Below are 16,578 nucleotides of genomic sequence, written 5' to 3'. Positions count from 1 at the left end.
ACATGACAATCGAAAAGCGCGGCGATCGCGTGGCATTCCGCTTCTCCGGTCCTGATGCGACGCGGCTGCTGGGTGACGTGCTGACGCCGCCGGTGCTGGAAGAAAATGGCCCGGCGCGCTGGTTCGCCCTGCTCGCGCCGCAGGGCAAGATCCTCGCCGAGGGGCTGATCGGATGGGCGGACGGCGCCCATTGGGTGGATGTGCATGCATCGGTCGCCGAGAACTTTTTCAAGCGCATGAGGATGTATCGGCTGCGCGCCAAGATGGAGATCGAGTCGCTGGCCGAAACGCACGCGGTCGGCTGGTCGCCCGAAGCACCGGAGACAGGCATCGTCCATTGCGACGGGCGGGCCGAAGGGCTGGGCTATCGGGTCATCGCGCCAATTGCAGAAGCGGAGAGCTGGGACGAAGGCGATGGACAAGCGCGTGCCCGGATCGCGACGGGCATTGCCGAGATGGGCCCCGATTTCGATGCCGAAGATGGATTTCCGCACGACATCGGCATGGATCATCTGGGCGGCGTCGATTTCAAGAAGGGCTGCTATGTCGGCCAGGAGGTCGTCTCGCGCATGCAGCATCGCGGCACCGCCCGGCGGCGGCCGGCGATCGTTTCAGGCATCGCGTCGGGGGCGCGCGGCGATGCCATCATGCTCGATGGCAAAAACGTGGGCACGATCGGCGATGTGGTGGATGGCACGGCAGTGGCGATCGTGCGGATCGACAAGGTGAGCGATCCGAACGCGGCCTCCGTCAATGGCGGGCCAGTCTCGCTTGCCCTGCCCCAATGGGCGCGTTACGATTTTGCGCAATCGGGCAGCGATTCCCAAGATCAATAAGGGCACATCGGGGGCACAATGGCACGCGCACAATCCCGCGCCTGGCAGCGCATGCTTTCGGGCCGCCGTCTCGATCTGCTCGATCCTTCCCCGCTCGATGTGGAGCTTTCCGATATCGCCCATGGCCTGGCGCGCGTTGCCCGCTGGAACGGGCAGACCAAGGGCGATTATGCCTTTTCGGTCGCCCAGCATTCGGTGCTGGTGTTCGAGATCGCCTCGGCAATGGAGCCCGAGATGGACGATCGCGGGCGGCTCTATGCTCTGCTGCATGACGCGCCCGAATATGTGATGGGCGATATCATCTCCCCTTTCAAAGCCGCGATGGGGGGCAACTACCGCGATGTCGAGGCCCGCTTGCTGGGTGCCATCCATGTCCGCTTCGGCCTACCGGCCATCGCGCCGGCCGCACTCGGCAAACTCATCAAGCGCGCCGACCGCGAGGCCGCGTTCTTCGAGGCGGTCAATCTGGCGGGCTTTTCGCCCGATGAAGCGCGCAAGTTCTTCGGTGAACCGACACTGGCGGGCTTTGATCTGCCCGGGTTCGATCGGTTGATCCGGCCGTGGCCCACCCAGCAGGCGCACGATCAGTTCGTGGCGGTGTTCGAGAGCTTGAGCGCTTAACGGGCTCACTGAGCGCGTCGCTACGCCTCTTCTCCCCGAGGGCTGGAACTGGGGCGAGGAGTTCCTGAGCTTCGATTGGAATGCGGTGGATCAGGAAGCTCAGCGCACCCCTCATCCGTCTCGCCCTTCGGCGATCCACCTTCTCCCTCAAGGGGAGAAGGACATCTGGAGCAGGCCTCGATGCGCCATTCCTAATCCGTTCTGGCTCTTACAATTTTAATCTCATTTTACCTGTTAACCCTAGCGCGCGGGAGGCTTTGCGTTAACGGATCGGAAAGGTTGATAAAGCGTTAAGACGCAGCGAAACGGGGAGTCGTCTCATGCGCTTTGATCGTCAGCCACGGCCGAGCCGGACCATCGCCCTGCACTATCGCGTGGGCGCAGTGGCATTGCTGATGCTGGCGGCAATTCTGGGTGCCGGAACGGTGCGCGCCGACGGGCTGATCAACACCGATCCTCCACCGCTTTCCATGCTGGTCAAGTTCGATGACCGGCAATATCAGATCGCATATTCGGACCAGGTTTCTCTCGAGCCGATCTCAACGGCCGTCGTGCGGAAGGTCGGCTATGGCCATGTGACCGAGGTCAACATCGCAACGACCTCCACCGGCACCTATTCGAGCGACGGCCTGGCGTCCCCGCATGTGCTCTATCCGGGGATCGAGGTTGCCCGCGTCTATGAGGATGAAGGCCATTATCACTGGCCGTACCATCAGCCGCCCGGACCGGGCTTTTCGATTTTTTCGCTCGGGCGCGATCCGGTGGGCGGTGGGCTGGTGGTCAATGCGGTCAACGAGCGCGGCGTCCGCTCCTGTTCGGTGAGCGGCTCGTTCGCTTCATGCTACCGCACCTATTGAGCTACCCGAACCGCCAGCCGGCCTTGAATTTATAGAAGACGTGCAGGCCCACCTGGGTCACTTTGTCCATGTTGCGAGCCCAGTGGGGGCGCACATAGGTGGCGTGGTAGTGGGTCGCGTCGGCAACTTCGGTCAGGTAGATTTCCCTGTTGAGCACCGATTGGGTGATTTCCTGCGCCTTGGCCCAGGCCGAAGGTTCGTTGATGCGATCGGGGATGCCGTCGCAGGCGAATGAGAATTGGCAGGCATTGCGGCGATGCTGGTTCTGGTACACCACGCCGCAAATGGTGTCGGGATAGTTGGGGTGCTCGACGCGGTTCATGATGGTCTGAGCCACCGCGACCTGGCCGCGATAGCTCTCGCCGCGCGCCTCGAAATAAATGCCCGTGGACAGGCACCATTGCTCACGCTCGGAATAGGTGTGCTTGGGCGTAAAATCCGTGGCCGGAGTCGTCGACCGACCATAGGCCAGGGTTTCGGGAATGGCAGCGGGACGCGGAATGGTCGGATCGACATCGGCACCATCGGCAAAGGCATCGATGGCCGCCAAGCCGTCGGTGCGCATCGTGCCGGGATCGGCCGCGGCGACCGAGATGCGAGGGCCTTCCTCCGGCGTCTCTTCGTTTTCGGCGACCATCACGCTCGAGCTCTGGGAGACGTAGGGATTGCCGGCATCGCGCGCTGCGGCGATCGAAAGGCGGACCGCGTCGAAGGCCTGGGAAAAGGCGACGAGATTGACTTCGGGCCGTGCACGGTCGGTCTTGTCGGTACGATTGACACCCGAAAACACCGGCGTTTCGAACAGCGCCGCGACAGTGCCGGAGATAACCGGCTCGCCTGATTGATAATCGAGGGATGCTGCCCGTGCGGGAGGTAGGTCCGTCAGCGGATCAACGGCGCGATAGCCACCGGTGCCGGGAACCGAAAACCCGTATGCCGCGGCGGAAAGTGCCACTGCCCCTACGGCTTTCAAAATTCTGCTCGAGGCACGCGCCCGACCGGCACGTACCGGGGAGATTCCGTACGCCATACTAACGCTTTTTCTACGCCACAACCACTGACCCGCCGGCGCTACGCCGAGCACCGGAAACCCTTGATGAATAACGCCATCGTTCCAGTGCCGAAGATGATCTGGCTCGCGATGCAGTTGTGCAACACTAACCCGATCAAATACCGACAATTTCGATGATCGGTTATTAAGGTTAGAAAGGTGTAAACACGGGTAAAACGGCGCGGAAAAGTTCAGAATGCGGCAGAGAAGTGGAAACCAACCTGACCAGGTTGGTTAATTTGACGCATCCGCCTGGGCCAGCACCATGCGCGCGACGGGCACGCGGTAGGGCGAGCAGCTGACGTAGTCGACCTCAAGCCCGGCGAAAAAGCGCAGCGAATTGGTTTCGCCCGCATGCTCGCCGCAGATGCCGACCTTCAGGTGAGGATTGACCGCCCTGCCCCGCTCGATGGCGATCCGGATCAATTCGCCCACGCCGCGCTGGTCGATGGTGACGAACGGATCGACATCGTAAAGCGCGCGACGATGGTAGGTGGCCAGAAACGCCGGCGCATCATCGCGGGAGATGCCGTAGGTGGTCTGAGTCAGATCGTTGGTGCCGAAGGAGATGAAATCCACGTCTCTGGCGATGTCACCGGCCCGCAGGCAGGCGCGCGGCAATTCTATCATGGCGCCGATAGCCAGATTGGCGCCGCGCCGGAACACAGGAGCATTGGCGGCGATATCCATGATCCGTTGCTTGACCCAGGCGACCTCACGCGCGGAGGTGACGAAGGGGACCATGATTTCCAGATTGACCGGCAGATCCTGATTGTCCATGGCCGCTTCGACGCCGGCCACCAGGGCGCGGATCTGCATGGCCAGGATTTCCGGATAGGTGATCACCAGCCGCACGCCTCTGTGGCCCAGCATGGGATTGACCTCGTCGAGCCGCTGCAGACGCGCCTTGAGTGCCTTCAATGACAGGCCGAGCGCCTGGGCGGTATCCTCGATATCGTCCTCGCTGCGCGGCAGGAATTCGTGCAGCGGAGGATCGAACAGGCGGACGGTGACCGGCTTGTTCTGCATGGTCTGGAACAGGGCGGCATAATCGGCGGCCTGATAATCGACCAACCCTTCGAGCGCCGTGGCGCGGTCCTCCTCGTTTTCCGAAAGGATCAGGCGGCGCAGGGCACGCATGCGATCGCCGGAAAAGAACATGTGCTCGGATCGGGCCAGCCCGATACCCTCGGCACCGAAGCTCAGCGCGGTGCGCGCCGCCTCGATGGTTTCGGCATTGGTGCGCACCGAAATGGTGCGGCTATCGTCAGCCCAATCGAGCAGGCGCGAGAGCGCGCCGCCGATATGGGGGCGCGACAGCGGCAAGGCGCCGGCATAGATGGCGCCTTCCGAGCCATCGATGGTGATGCGCTCGCCGGCCGAAACGATCCTGTCGCCAAGCTTGCAGACGCCGTTTTCGATATCGATCTGGAGGTTCCGCAACCCGGCGACGCAAGGCTTGCCGGTAATGCGGGCAACTACAGCGGCGTGACTGGTCATGCCGCCGCGGGCGGTGACGAATCCGGTTGCGGCCTTCATGCCCTCGATATCGCCTGGGCCGGTCTCCATGACCACGAGAATGCAATGGCGTCCGCGCGCCTTGCAGCGGGCGGCATCGTCGGCGGTGAAGACCACCTCGCCACTGGCTGCGCCCGGGGAGACGCCCAGGCCGGACGCGATCGGCGCCGCCCTGTCCTGATCCGTCAGGCGCGGGTGAAGCAGTTGCGGCAATTGCGCGGGGTTGAAGCGCTGAACAGCCTCGCCCGGCGTCCAGACCTTGGCGTCGACGCGTTCGACCGATGCCTCGAGTTGCGCGCCGGCGCTCACCTGTACCGGGCGCGCCGACAGGAATACGGCCCGTCCCGCCTCTATGGCGATAAGGCAGGCCATGTGCTGACCCGACACGGCATCGACGACCCTGATGAGATCGGTGGTATTGGGCGGCAGATCGGGGAGGGACTCGCCAGGCATCGCCACCGGACCCAACCGCCCGGACGCCGTGTTGCGGGTGACGAACCGCTCGAGCTTTCCCGTGGCTGTCGCCTGAACGATCACCACCTGATTGTCGCGCATCTCGCGCTCGGCCTCGGCGGCCCAGCCGGCAGGCTCGGGCCCATAACTGGCAAAAGCGGCGGTGATCGCCTTGCCCAAAGCGCCGCGCGGATCGACGGCTTCGAGCGCGTTGGCGGGGGCGGGAATGTCGGTGCGGGCTGGAGAGAGGCCCGTGATGTAGTGGGGCGCGGACGTACGGACAACGAGCTCGGGCGGGCGGGAGCCGGGGCTCACAAGCTTGAAGAGCGTGGTCACCCAGACCTTGCGCAGCGCATCGGAGCCGGCCTTACGCTCGGATTGCAGTGCATCCCAGGCGGCGCGGGTGATGGCGATGGTCGGAACGACGTCCAGCCCCGCCTCGGCAACGGCATGGAGCCATTTCGCCTTGCCCGCCAAAAGCCGTGCCTGTGCGCGGCTCAGAGAGGGTTTTCCCTGAGCCGGGACGATCGCGAACATCTGATGGGAGGGCGCCACCAAAAGAAAAATCCCAACTGAATCGGTGCCATATTGCCTGCGACGGCCATTTCCGGCAACTGGGCTTGCCGGTTGCAAAAGGTCACATGATGGTGGCTTGACTTGGGCGGTGCCAGCCCGCATGTGAATGCCATGACCGACAAGCCCTCCCTCGAAATCCTTCTGTGCGCGCCGCGCGGCTTTTGCGCGGGCGTCGATCGGGCTATCCAGATCGTCGATCTGGCGCTCAAGAAGTATGGTGCGCCGGTCTATGTGCGCCACGAGATCGTGCACAACAAATTCGTCGTGGACGGCCTGCGCGCCAAGGGCGCGATCTTTGTCGAAGAGCTCGAGGAAATCCCGCAAGGAACCGAGGCGCCGGTGATCTTTTCGGCCCATGGGGTCGCCAAATCGGTGCCGGCCGAGGCCAAGCACCGCAACATGTTCTATCTCGACGCCACCTGCCCCCTGGTCACCAAGGTGCATGTGGAGGCCCAGCGGCATGCGGAAGAAGGACGGGATATCGTTCTGATCGGTCATAAGGGCCACCCGGAAGTCATCGGCACTATGGGCCAGTTGCCGCCGGGGAGGATAAGTCTCATCGAAACGGTCGAGGACGCCGAAGCTTTTACGCCGCGCGATCCCGACAACCTGGCGCTCGTGACGCAGACCACCCTTTCGGTGGACGACACCGGCGCCATCGTGCTGGTTTTGAAGAGCCGGTTCCCGCAGATCGCGGTGCCGCACAAGGAAGACATCTGCTATGCGACCACCAACCGACAGGAAGCGGTGAAGGCCGTGGCGCCGAAGGTGGACGCGATGATCGTCGTGGGTGCGCCCAATTCATCGAACTCGATGCGGCTGGTCGAAGTGGGCGAGCGGGCCGGCTGCAAGGTTTCGGTGCTGGTGCAGCGGGCCGAAGATATCGACTGGAGCCTCTTCGATGGCATCTCCTCGCTGGGGATCACGGCTGGAGCGTCCGCGCCCGAAGCGCTGGTCGAAGAGGTGATCGAGGCCTTTGCCAGCCGGTTCGACGTCAATGTCGAGATCGCGGTGACGGCGGAAGAAAATATCGCCTTCAACATCCCCCGCGTGCTGCGCCAGCTCGAAGAAGCGAGCGGGCGGTGAGCGATACCGTCGTTATCCACACCGACGGCGCGTGTTCGGGCAATCCCGGCCCCGGAGGCTGGGGCGCGGTGCTCGAATATGGCGGGCACGTCAAGGAGTTGAAGGGCGGCGCGGCGGAGACCACCAACAACCAGATGGAACTGACCGCCGCCATCGAAGCGCTCAATGCGCTCAAACGGCCTTGTGCGGTGGAGCTTTATACCGACAGCCAGTATGTCAAGAACGGCATTCAGGGGTGGCTTTTTTCCTGGAAGAAGAATGGCTGGAAGACAGCCGCCAAAAAGCCGGTCAAGAATGTCGAACTCTGGCAGGCGCTCGATGAGGCGGTGAAGCGCCATACGGTGACCTGGCACTGGGTCAAGGGCCATGCCGGCCACGACCTCAACGAGCGCGCCGACCGGCTGGCCAATGAGGGCATGGCGCCGTTCAAGAAGAACGGGAAGGCTGCCGCCGGCTGATCAATGCGCGGCAGGTTTTTGCTTGCGGAACATGCCCAGCACCGGCGCGATGACGTGTTCGGCGACAGGGATGAGGATGAAGCCCAGGATCACGCCCAGAACGCCATAGAGGAATGCTTCGGTGAGCCAGTGGAGGACTCCGGCGATGGCCGGGATCACGCCTTCGACCACATGGGCTATATCGAGGATCACGTGCTCGAGCCAATCAAAGCCCATGCCGGCCAAGCCATGGACGATGATGCCGCCGCCCACCCAGAGCATGGCGGCAGTGCCCACGATGGCAAGGGTTTGCATGAAGCCGGGCATGGCCTTGACGATGCCGCGTCCGAAGGCGCGGCCAAAGCCGGTGCGGCCGTTCTTGGCGAGGTAGACGCCGAAATCGTCGGCCTTGACGATCAGCGCCACGCCGCCATAGACGGCGGCGGTGATGCCGATGGCGACCACGAAGAGGATCACGGCCTGATAGACCACGTTGCCGGCGGGAATGGTCGAGAGGGCGATGGTCATGATCTCGGCCGAGAGGATGAAGTCGGTCTTGATGGCGCCGGCCACCTTTTCTTCTTCCAGAGCCTGGGCGTTGGCGGCTGAGGGCTCGACCTTCTGCTCATGGCCATGGGCCGCGTGCGGCGCGATCATGGCGTAGAGCTTTTCGGCACCCTCGTAGCAGAGATAGGCGCCGCCGATCATCAGCAGCGGATTGATCAGCCAAGGCAGGAAAAACGAAAGGATCAGCGCGGCCGGGAGCAGGAAGATCAGCTTGTTCTTGATCGACCCCAAGGCGATCTTGCCGACGATTGGCAGCTCGCGATCGGCGGAAAAGCCGTGGACATAGCGCGGGGTGACCGCCGCATCGTCGATGACCGCCCCGGCGGCCTTGGCACCCGCCTTCATCGCCTGGCCGGCGATATCGTCGAGGGAAGCAGCGGCGACCTTGGCAAGGGCCGCGACGTCATCGAGAAGGGCGAGAAGACCGACGCTCATGGGATGCTCCGTGTGGCAGGGGCTTAGATAACCAAGTTTCGTTCGACCGGTTCCCTACCCTGCCACCTTACCGAAATCGGCGACAAGATGCATCGTGTCACGCAGGCGAGCGAGAAGGTTGAGGCGGTTGGCGCGGATCGCCGGATCGGGATCGTTGACCAGCACCTTGTCGAAGAACGCATCGACCGGCGCGCGAAGGCCGGCAAGGGCCGTGATGGCGCTGGCGTAATCGTCCTTGGCCAAGCGGGCGGCGACGCCGTCATGAGTCATCCCGATGAGCGATGCGAGTTCACTTTCCTCCGGGGCCATCGGGGCGGCGGAGTCGACATCTCCGGTGTAGGTCTTGCCGTCCTTCTTTTCCTCGGCGGCGAGGATATTGGCGGCGCGCTTATAGCCGGCGAGCAGCGCCTTACCGTCTTCGGTATCGAGGAGCGAGCCGAGAGCATTCACGCGGGCGACGATCTGGAGGATATCGTCGCTGTCGGCCGAGATCACCGCATCGACAAGGTCGTGACGGGCGCCGGAATCGCGGAGCGAGACTTTCAGGCGGTCGTGGAAAAAGGAGAGCAGGTCCGGATCGGAAACGAATTGCTTGAGCGTGATGCGCAGCTTGTTGTCGACGATCAGACGGATCACCCCGAGCGCGGCGCGGCGCAAGGCGTAGGGGTCCTTCGAGCCCGTCGGCTTTTCGTCGATGGCCCAGAAGCCAGCGAGAATATCCAGCTTGTCGGCCAGGGCCACGGCGACCGAAATCGGGTTGGACGGCACGCGATCGGACGGGCCGAGGGGCTTATAGTGTTCCTCGATGGCGGTAGCGACTTCAGGCTTCTCGCCCTGGGCAAGCGCATAGTAGCGGCCCATCAGGCCTTGCAGTTCGGGGAATTCGCCGACCATGCCGGTGGGAAGATCCGCCTTGGCAAGACGGGCGGCGCGCTTGGCGTCTTCCACATCGGCGCCGACCAGCGGGGCGATCTCGGCGGCGAGCTTTTCGATGCGCGCGACGCGCTCGGCCTGGGTGCCGAGCTTGGCGTGGAAGACCACGTCCTCGAGCTTGGGCAAATTGTCGGCGAGCGGAGCTTCGAGGTCGGTTTCGTAGAAGAATTTCGCGTCCGACAGCCGGGCGCGGATAACGCGCTCATTGCCCGCCACGATGGTCTTGCCGTCGTCCTCGGCGATGAGGTTGGAAGTGAGGATGAATTTGTTGGCAAGCTTTCCGGTCGCCGCATCGCGCAAGCAGAAGCATTTCTGGTTGGCGCGGATGGTGGCGATGATCGCCTCCTCGGGCACGGAGAGGAAGGTTTCGTCGAACGTCCCCATCATGACGACCGGCCATTCGACCAGCCCGGCCACCTCTTCGAGGAGGCCTTCATCGACGATCAGGTCCAGCCCCTGGGCGAAAGCGAGCTGTTCGGCGTCGGTTTTGATGATTTCCTTGCGGCGGTAGATATCGAGGACGACCTTGGCCTTTTCGAGCGCCTGCACGTAATCGTCGAAGCGGCGGACCTTGATGGCATCGGGCGCCATGAAGCGGTGGCCGAATGTGGTGTTGCCCGCGGAAATCGCATCGAGTTCGAAGGACACGATTTCGGGCTCCTCACCTTCGGGGCCGAAGGTTGCGGTGATGGCGCGCAGCGGGCGCACCCATTCGAGCCGGCCACTGCCCCAGCGCATGGGCTTGCCCCAGGGGAAGGATCTGACGGTCGAAGGCAGCACGTCCTTGAGGATGTCGAGGGCGGGAGCGCCCTTTTTTTCGATCACCGCGACGTAGAAATCGCCCTTTTTCTCGTCGGACTGGACCTTGGCCTGATCGATGCTTTCGAGACCGGCGGCGCGCAGGAAGCCATCGATCGCCTGCTGCGGTGCGCCGACCTTGGGGCCCTTGCGCTCCTCGCGGGTATCGGGCGAAGCGGCGGGCAGCCCGGTGACCGTCAGGGCGAGGCGGCGCGGGGTCGCGAAGGCGCCAGCGCTTTCATAGACCAGCCCCTTTTCGACCAGCGCATCGGTGACGGCCTTCTTGAGGTCCTCGGCCGCCCGGCGCTGCAGGCGCGCGGGGATTTCCTCGGAGAAAAGCTCAAGCAGCAATTCGGGCATGGTCGGGGCCTTGGAAACTGGAATTCGTGCGGGCCGAACGGGTAGCAGGGGAGCGGGAAAATGTCCATTGGCGCATACGGAGATGGCCGACGGCCATGGGCCTCGGTTGATGATTGGATAGACGGCATGGGGCGATGAACGCCTCGTGCTGAGTTTGTTAGTATGAAGCGATCATCGCCCCATGCGTCCGGGATTTTGGGCCTGGTCGTCCTCTCATGCTGGGGCCAATCCCCGCTGGCTTTCGCCAGTACACCCTCGGCCTTACCGTGGGCTGGCGCTGGGAACGTTTCTGCCTCCGCTGACGCGACCGCCAACGGACCCGAACCGATCCCGCCCAAACGTTCGTAGCGCTTGCGTCCATATGCGCGGGATCGTGAGGGGGAGTATGGGGGAAGTGCAGAGGGCGGGGATAAGTTTTTGCGCGGGTGTTTGTGGAAGCTCAGCGCCCCCCTCATCCCGGGCCCTTCCCCCACCAGGGGAGAAGGGGGCTCTTGGGGAAGCTTTGCGGCTTGGGCTCAGGCGCTGTGATCGCGTTGTCCCTCTTACCCTTCTCCCCCGGTGGGAGAAGGGGCGATTGGCGCAAGCGTTACGGTAAGGATTTCTTCGCTCGTCGTCTCCAGCCTCTCTATCGTCATCGCCTTCGTCCCCGGACTTGATCCGGAGACGAAGGTGACGAAGGGAGGCAGGAGAAAGAGCCGGGAGCGGCGCGCATACCTCGCCCCGGGTCAAGCCCGGGGCGACACGGTGGGAGCGGAGGAGGCGGGTGAAAGCTTCAAACGTCTTTCACTCCAGTTCGTCACCGTCGGCTTGACCCGACAATCCGCAGCGCTGCCTGTGGTGCGGGAGAGGTTTGGGGGACTCACTGCTGATGAGCTGCTTGGAAGCCTTGCGGGTCTTCGGGTCGAGCCCGAAGACGACGAAGTGGAGGTGTGAGTGCGTGTGCTGTGACCCTGCGCTTGCGCTCCGGGCGCGCAGGGGGAGAGGGTGCGGCAAGAGTCGGGAGCCGGCGCGCATACCTTGTCCCGGGTCAAGTCCGGGGACACGGTGGGGGTGGAGGAGGTGAGTGAAAACATCAAACGTTTTTCGGCGCTCCACCTCTCGTTCGTCATTGTCGGGCTTGACCCGACAATCCGCAAGACTGCCGGCGGTGCGGGAGAAGAGCGGGACCTTCAACGGAGAGCGGTTACTGTCCATGCCGCGGCCTGCGCTATGCCTCGGGTGCGCGTTTGCCCGAGAGCAGGGCGTAGATGGCCATGGCGTGGCCGTGGCCGAGGTCGAAATCGGACTTGATCCATTCGACTACCGCGCCGGCCTTGACGCCGGGTTTGAGGCGTCCGTTTTCCGACAGGCCCCGTTCGTCGGCCATGCGCATGAAATCGTCCGGCCCCTGACCGGTTTTGGCCTTGATGGTGTTGAGGTATCCCTGAAACGACATTGCTGTTCCCTTGCGTTGGACGTGTCACACGCCAGGACGTTCCATAGCGCGTACACCCGACAGACGATTGGGAAATTATTCGACGTATCGCGCCAGATTGGCGAGACTGGAGGCAAGGCCGGCGGCGTGGTCGGCTGCCGAGATGCCCGAGGGGACGTTTTCTGCGGTGACGGTCACCAATGTGCTCTCACCCTCGGGTTCGAGCGACCAGGTCATGGTCATGGTGCCGGAAAAGGCATCGTCCTCGGAATCGAAATCGATGTACTGGACGACGCGGCGGCCAGGTTCGAGGGCGCCGTAGCGGGCGGTGGCGATATCGGAGTTCTCAGTGCTCTTGGCCGAGGCTGGCGCGGGATCGCCATAGATCAGTTCCATGCGATAACCGCCGCCCTCGCGGGCATCGAAGGCGTGCATGACCCCACGCATGCCCTCCGGCGGCAGCCAGGCGACAAGCGCGTCGGGATCGATCATGGCGGCGTAGACGAGTTCGGGCGAAGCATGGATAAGGCGCGAAGCAGTATCGGTGCGCCCTGCTCCGGTCATGGCTCAGTAAGCCCGCGCCGTGCAGAATTCGGGGACGCCGAAGAGGATGTCGCGCTCGAGCGAGGCGGGGATGTCGGCGAGCGCAGCTCGGGCGGCTTCCGCGTGGCGTTCGGCCTTGGCCATGGTGTCGCGCAACGTGCCGTAATTGGTGAGGATGGCGCCGATTTCGGCCAGCTCGGCATCGCCGGAGTTGGCGTTGCCAAGCGCGGTTTCGATGGTGCGGCGCTCGGCGGCGGTGGCGTGCTGGAGGGCGAGGATGATCGGCAGGGTCATCTTGCCCTCGCGCAGATCGTCGCCGGTGTTCTTGCCCAGGGCGCCCCGCGCGCCGCCATAATCGAGCACGTCGTCGACGAGCTGGAAGGCCATGCCCAGCTCGCGGCCATAGCTGGCCAGAGCCAGCCGGGCGGTGTTATCGGCTCCGCCGGCCATGGCGCCCACTTCGGTGGCCGCTTCAAAGAGTGTCGCGGTCTTGGCGTGGATGATCTTTTCGTAGTCCTCGGGCGTCGTCGAAAGATCGCCGGCCTTGGCGAGCTGGAAGACCTCGCCCTCGGCGATGATCGCGGCGGCGCGGGACAGCACGCCCAGGGCCTCAAGATCGCCCGATTCCACCATCATCAAAAATGCCTGGCCGAGCAGGAAATCGCCCACCAGCACCGAGGCCTGATTGCCCCAGATGGTGCGGGCGGCGGGGCGGCCCCGGCGCATGTCGCTCTCATCGACCACATCGTCGTGCAGGAGCGTGGCGTTGTGCATGAATTCGACGGCGGCGGCGAAGCGGATTTCATTGCCATGGGCGCGGCCGAACAGGGCGGAAGCGGCCAGGGTGAGCATGGGGCGCAGGCGCTTGCCGCCGGCCTCGATCAGGTGATTGGCGACTTCGGGCACCATATCCACCGGGCTATCGGAGCGCGACAGAATCAGGCGATTGACCGCCTCCATGCCTGCGGCGGTTGCCCCGGTCAGGTGATCGATCACAGCCGAGGCATCGTCCACGGGTCTGGGCGCCAGATTCTCAACCGCCATGAGCCTACATTCTCCAGTAAGGCGCGCGCTGGCCCGCCTTGACGCAGTGATTTAATACTGGCCCGAACACCAGCAGGACTGTTGCGCCTATGTCGGTAAACCAGCCGCCCGGATTTGTAAAACGCCAAGAGCGCAAGGCGGATGCGTTTCTTGGTGGTAAATTGTCGATAATCCAGCCCGAAAAGGGATTCCGCGCGGGGCTCGACTCGGTGCTGCTGGGGGCCAGCGTGCCCGAGGGGACGCATCGACTGCTCGACCTGGGCGCCGGCGTCGGGGTGGCAGCACTCTGCGCCCTCGCCCATTCGGATGCCCTTTCGGCAACGCTTGTCGAAAACAATGGCGACATGGCCGCGCTGGCGACGGAAAACATCGCCGCCAACGGCCTTTCGGACCGCGCCGGGGTTCTGGAAATCAACGCCACGGCCACAGGAGCCGAACGCAGGGCGCTGGGGTTGGCCACCGACAGCTTCGACGTTGTGATCGCCAATCCGCCGTTTTTCGAGGCCGGAACGCAGGCGCCCGATCCGGGCCGGGCGGCGGCGCGGCACACGGATGGCGAAGTGGGCGGCTGGATACGCACGGCGGTCTCGTGCGCCCATGCCAAGGGCGAGGTGATCTTCGTCCATCTCGCCCAGGTGCTGCCGCAACTTCTGGCTGCGTTCGATGCGCGCATGGGCGCAATAAACGTGCTGCCGATCGCATCACGCCCAGGCCAGCCGGCCAGCCGCGTTCTCGTGCGGGGGCGAAAGGGCTCGCGCGCGCCCATGCGGCTGCTGCCGCCACTGGTGGTGCATGGGGAAAGCGGCAACGGGTTTGCCGAACCGGTGCGATCGATCCTGCGCGGAGAGGCGCGGCTGGACTGGCACGAATAGAAATCAATGCCTAAATGGAAGCGATAAAGCCCCGCTGGAGAGGATGATGACCGCATTGGCCGACACCGAAACCGACGCCCCCAAGCGTCCCTGGTATAAAAGGCTGTTCGGCAATAGAGGGCCGATCATTCCCGTGGTGCGGCTACAGGGAGTGATTTCCCACGAACTCAAGCCTGGCCGGCTCAACATCGCCAGCGTCGCGCCGATGCTCAAGAAGGCGTTTGCGATCAAGAAGGCGCCGGTGGTGGCGATCGTCGTCAACTCGCCGGGCGGATCGGCGGTGCAATCGCGGCTGATCGCCGAGCACATCCGCCAGCTTGCGGCGGAAAACGACAAGAAGGTGCTGGTCTTCGTCGAGGATGCGGCCGCTTCGGGCGGCTATTTCATCGCGACGGCCGGCGATGAGATCATCGCCGACCCCTCCTCGCTGGTGGGCTCGATCGGGGTGATCTATGCGGGGTTCGGGTTCGTCGAGGCGCTGGAAAAGCTTGGCGTCACGCGCCGGCTCTATACGGCGGGGCAGAACAAATCGACGCTCGATCCCTTCCTGCCGGAGAAGGAGGAGGATATCGAGCGGATCAAGCGGATGGAGCTCGATATCCACGAAGTGTTCATCGACTACGTCAAGGCGCGGCGCGGGGGCAAGATCGCCCTGCCCGACGACGAGGTGTTCACAGGCGAATTCTGGACGGCCAAGCGCGGCGTGGCGATGGGGCTGGTGGATGCGCTGGGCGATCTGCACGGCACGCTGCGCGAGCGGTTCGGCAAGGACTACCAGGTCAAGCCGATCAGCCAGAAGAAGGGACTGATCCAGCTTCCGAGCTTCGGGCTCTCCGCGAGCCTTTCGCCCGATCTGGCCGGCGAGTTGCTGGCCCGGGTGGAGGACCGGGCGCTCTGGTCACGTCTGGGGCTGTGATATGTCGCTGAGCTTTCTCGTCACATTGCTGGTGGTGCTGCTGATCGGACTGGGCGTTCGGTCGATCCTGCGCGATTGGCGCAAGAAATTCGCCGAGGACGATGCCCAGACCGAAGCGCGGCGGCGGGCGCAGATCGAGCGCAACAAGGCCGAGGTCAAATCGGGCGGCGTCGTGACGCTCGAGCGCGGCGAGGACGGGGTCTACCGGCCGGGGAAGGAATAGCGCGCGCTTGACCTCTTCGTGAGCCGCAACTACGGTCGCGCCGCTTTCCCCAACGCCATGGTTTTGGACCCCCGATGAGCAACGCGCCCCAGCCCCATATGGACCCCAGGAATTCGTTCCAGGGGCTTATCCTGACCCTGCAGAAGTTCTGGGCGGATCAGGGCTGCGTCATTCTGCAACCCTATGACATGCAGATGGGCGCCGGGACGTTCCATACGGCGACGACCTTGCGGGCGCTGGGGCCCAAGCCGTGGAACGCGGCCTATGTGCAGCCGTCGCGCCGGCCGACGGACGGGCGGTATGGGGAAAACCCCAACCGGCTGCAGCACTATTATCAGTTCCAGGTGATTTTGAAGCCCTCGCCGGCCAATATCCAGGAGCTCTACCTGCAATCGCTGGCCGCGATCGGGCTCGATGCCAAGCTGCACGACATCCGGTTCGTCGAGGACGATTGGGAAAGCCCCACGCTGGGCGCCTGGGGGCTGGGCTGGGAGTGCTGGTGCGACGGCATGGAAGTGAGCCAGTTCACCTATTTCCAGCAGGTGGCCGGGTTCGAATGCTCGCCCGTACCCGGCGAGATCACCTACGGACTGGAACGGCTCGCCATGTATGTGCAGGGGGTAGAGAACGTCTACGACCTCAATTTCAACGGCCGCGAGGGGGACCGCAAGGTCACCTATGGCGATGTGTTCCTGCAAAACGAGCAGGAGTTCTCGAAATACAATTTCGAGGCCGCCGATACCGAGATGCTGTTCCGGCACTTCAAGGATGCCGAGGATGAATGCAAGACGATCCTTGCCAAGGGGGTGGATGGCGAGCGCCAGACCATGGCGGTGCCGGCCTATGAACAGGTGATCAAGGCCAGCCACACCTTCAACCTGCTCGACGCGCGCGGGGTGATCTCGGTGACCGAGCGGCAGAGCTATATCCTGCGCATTCGCGAATTGGCCAAGGCCTGCGGCGAGGCGTGGCTGAAAACCGCCGGCGGCGGGGCAGCCTAAAGCCGGTCGTTCCAACCCGTTGATATTACGCGCCCAT

General features: G+C 63.8%; 16 protein-coding genes. 9 read left to right on the top strand and 7 right to left on the bottom strand.

What is annotated here, in order from left to right; all coding sequences use genetic code 11:
* Positions 1-2 precede the first annotated feature (2 nt).
* The 3 genes from NO932_RS04620 to NO932_RS04610 all read left to right on the top strand — a co-directional run bounded on the left by NO932_RS04620 (position 3) and on the right by NO932_RS04610 (position 2,314).
* Entirely contained in the window at positions 3-836 is an 834-nt protein-coding gene (locus NO932_RS04620) for a folate-binding protein (RefSeq protein WP_309209918.1), read from the top strand.
* Between the two features lie 18 nt (positions 837-854).
* Positions 855-1,457: an HD family hydrolase gene (locus NO932_RS04615; protein ID WP_309209917.1), complete on the top strand. Its 603-nt coding sequence runs from the start codon at positions 855-857 to the stop codon at positions 1,455-1,457.
* A 320-nt stretch (positions 1,458-1,777) separates the two neighbouring features.
* Complete coding sequence (locus NO932_RS04610; protein ID WP_309209916.1) at positions 1,778-2,314, top strand: hypothetical protein; 537 nt, start codon at positions 1,778-1,780, stop codon at positions 2,312-2,314.
* Between the two features lies 1 nt (position 2,315).
* Here NO932_RS04610 and NO932_RS04605 read toward each other — a convergent pair whose 3' ends face one another.
* Positions 2,316-3,269 carry a cell wall hydrolase gene (locus tag NO932_RS04605; RefSeq protein WP_309162302.1) on the bottom strand — a complete coding sequence of 318 codons (954 nt, stop codon included), beginning with the start codon at positions 3,267-3,269 and terminating at the stop codon, positions 2,316-2,318.
* 330 nt (positions 3,270-3,599) lie between these two features.
* Positions 3,600-5,873, bottom strand: coding sequence for a putative PEP-binding protein (locus NO932_RS04600; RefSeq protein WP_309209914.1), 2,274 nt, complete (start codon positions 5,871-5,873; stop codon positions 3,600-3,602).
* A gap of 150 nt (positions 5,874-6,023) precedes the next feature.
* Between NO932_RS04600 and ispH the strand changes: the two genes are divergently transcribed.
* Together ispH and rnhA are read left to right on the top strand one after the other, a co-directional pair.
* A complete protein-coding gene (ispH, locus tag NO932_RS04595) occupies positions 6,024-6,998 on the top strand; it encodes a 4-hydroxy-3-methylbut-2-enyl diphosphate reductase (protein ID WP_309209912.1) in 975 nt (324 codons plus the stop codon).
* Positions 6,995-7,456: a ribonuclease HI gene (gene rnhA, locus NO932_RS04590; RefSeq protein WP_309209911.1), complete on the top strand. Its 462-nt coding sequence runs from the start codon at positions 6,995-6,997 to the stop codon at positions 7,454-7,456. The genes ispH and rnhA overlap by 4 nt, the downstream gene beginning before the upstream one ends.
* Here the strand turns inward: rnhA and NO932_RS04585 are convergent, their stop codons facing one another.
* From NO932_RS04585 to NO932_RS04565, 5 genes are all read right to left on the bottom strand, one after another.
* The gene (locus tag NO932_RS04585) at positions 7,457-8,437 is read right to left on the bottom strand and encodes a DUF808 domain-containing protein (protein WP_309209910.1); all 981 of its coding nucleotides are present in this window, start codon (positions 8,435-8,437) and stop codon (positions 7,457-7,459) included.
* Between the two features lie 54 nt (positions 8,438-8,491).
* Positions 8,492-10,528, bottom strand: coding sequence for a glycine--tRNA ligase subunit beta (gene glyS, locus NO932_RS04580; RefSeq protein ID WP_309209909.1), 2,037 nt, complete (start codon positions 10,526-10,528; stop codon positions 8,492-8,494).
* Positions 10,529-11,735: 1,207 nt separating this feature from the next.
* Positions 11,736-11,963 carry a DUF4287 domain-containing protein gene (locus NO932_RS04575; protein WP_309209908.1) on the bottom strand — a complete coding sequence of 76 codons (228 nt, stop codon included), beginning with the start codon at positions 11,961-11,963 and terminating at the stop codon, positions 11,736-11,738.
* Positions 11,964-12,038: 75 nt separating this feature from the next.
* Positions 12,039-12,506 (bottom strand): SRPBCC family protein, encoded by a 468-nt coding sequence (locus NO932_RS04570; RefSeq protein ID WP_309209907.1) that lies wholly within the window; start codon positions 12,504-12,506, stop codon positions 12,039-12,041.
* Positions 12,507-12,509: 3 nt separating this feature from the next.
* Positions 12,510-13,529 carry a polyprenyl synthetase family protein gene (locus NO932_RS04565; RefSeq protein ID WP_309209906.1) on the bottom strand — a complete coding sequence of 340 codons (1,020 nt, stop codon included), beginning with the start codon at positions 13,527-13,529 and terminating at the stop codon, positions 12,510-12,512.
* Between the two features lie 161 nt (positions 13,530-13,690).
* Between NO932_RS04565 and NO932_RS04560 the strand changes: the two genes are divergently transcribed.
* From NO932_RS04560 to NO932_RS04545, 4 genes are all read left to right on the top strand, one after another.
* Positions 13,691-14,401: a methyltransferase gene (locus tag NO932_RS04560; protein ID WP_309209904.1), complete on the top strand. Its 711-nt coding sequence runs from the start codon at positions 13,691-13,693 to the stop codon at positions 14,399-14,401.
* Positions 14,402-14,447: 46 nt separating this feature from the next.
* Entirely contained in the window at positions 14,448-15,317 is an 870-nt protein-coding gene (locus NO932_RS04555) for a S49 family peptidase (protein WP_309210982.1), read from the top strand.
* A gap of 1 nt (position 15,318) precedes the next feature.
* Positions 15,319-15,540, top strand: a complete 222-nt coding sequence (locus NO932_RS04550; RefSeq protein ID WP_309162317.1) for a hypothetical protein — start codon at positions 15,319-15,321, stop codon at positions 15,538-15,540.
* A 74-nt stretch (positions 15,541-15,614) separates the two neighbouring features.
* Positions 15,615-16,541 carry a glycine--tRNA ligase subunit alpha gene (locus NO932_RS04545; RefSeq protein WP_309209903.1) on the top strand — a complete coding sequence of 309 codons (927 nt, stop codon included), beginning with the start codon at positions 15,615-15,617 and terminating at the stop codon, positions 16,539-16,541.
* The last annotated feature ends 37 nt before the right edge of the window (positions 16,542-16,578 follow it).

Source organism: Pelagibacterium sp. 26DY04, assembly GCF_031202305.1.
Classification (GTDB): domain Bacteria; phylum Pseudomonadota; class Alphaproteobacteria; order Rhizobiales; family Devosiaceae; genus Pelagibacterium.
The sequence above is the reverse complement of the archived record's forward strand: the minus strand, read 5'-3'. Positions and strand labels throughout refer to the sequence as shown.

Bases quoted from the DNA above. Each gene is read 5' to 3' on its own strand.
- NO932_RS04620 (WP_309209918.1), top strand. From the start codon at position 3: ATGACAATCGAAAAGCGCGGCGATCGCGTGGCATTCCGCTTCTCCGGT.
- NO932_RS04615 (WP_309209917.1), top strand. From the start codon at position 855: ATGGCACGCGCACAATCCCGCGCCTGGCAGCGCATGCTTTCGGGCCGC.
- NO932_RS04610 (WP_309209916.1), top strand. From the start codon at position 1,778: ATGCGCTTTGATCGTCAGCCACGGCCGAGCCGGACCATCGCCCTGCAC.
- NO932_RS04600 (WP_309209914.1), bottom strand. From the start codon at position 5,873: ATGTTCGCGATCGTCCCGGCTCAGGGAAAACCCTCTCTGAGCCGCGCA.
- ispH (WP_309209912.1), top strand. From the start codon at position 6,024: ATGACCGACAAGCCCTCCCTCGAAATCCTTCTGTGCGCGCCGCGCGGC.
- NO932_RS04585 (WP_309209910.1), bottom strand. From the start codon at position 8,437: ATGAGCGTCGGTCTTCTCGCCCTTCTCGATGACGTCGCGGCCCTTGCC.
- glyS (WP_309209909.1), bottom strand. From the start codon at position 10,528: ATGCCCGAATTGCTGCTTGAGCTTTTCTCCGAGGAAATCCCCGCGCGC.
- NO932_RS04575 (WP_309209908.1), bottom strand. From the start codon at position 11,963: ATGTCGTTTCAGGGATACCTCAACACCATCAAGGCCAAAACCGGTCAG.
- NO932_RS04570 (WP_309209907.1), bottom strand. From the start codon at position 12,506: ATGACCGGAGCAGGGCGCACCGATACTGCTTCGCGCCTTATCCATGCT.
- NO932_RS04565 (WP_309209906.1), bottom strand. From the start codon at position 13,529: ATGGCGGTTGAGAATCTGGCGCCCAGACCCGTGGACGATGCCTCGGCT.
- NO932_RS04555 (WP_309210982.1), top strand. From the start codon at position 14,448: ATGACCGCATTGGCCGACACCGAAACCGACGCCCCCAAGCGTCCCTGG.
- NO932_RS04550 (WP_309162317.1), top strand. From the start codon at position 15,319: ATGTCGCTGAGCTTTCTCGTCACATTGCTGGTGGTGCTGCTGATCGGA.
- NO932_RS04545 (WP_309209903.1), top strand. From the start codon at position 15,615: ATGAGCAACGCGCCCCAGCCCCATATGGACCCCAGGAATTCGTTCCAG.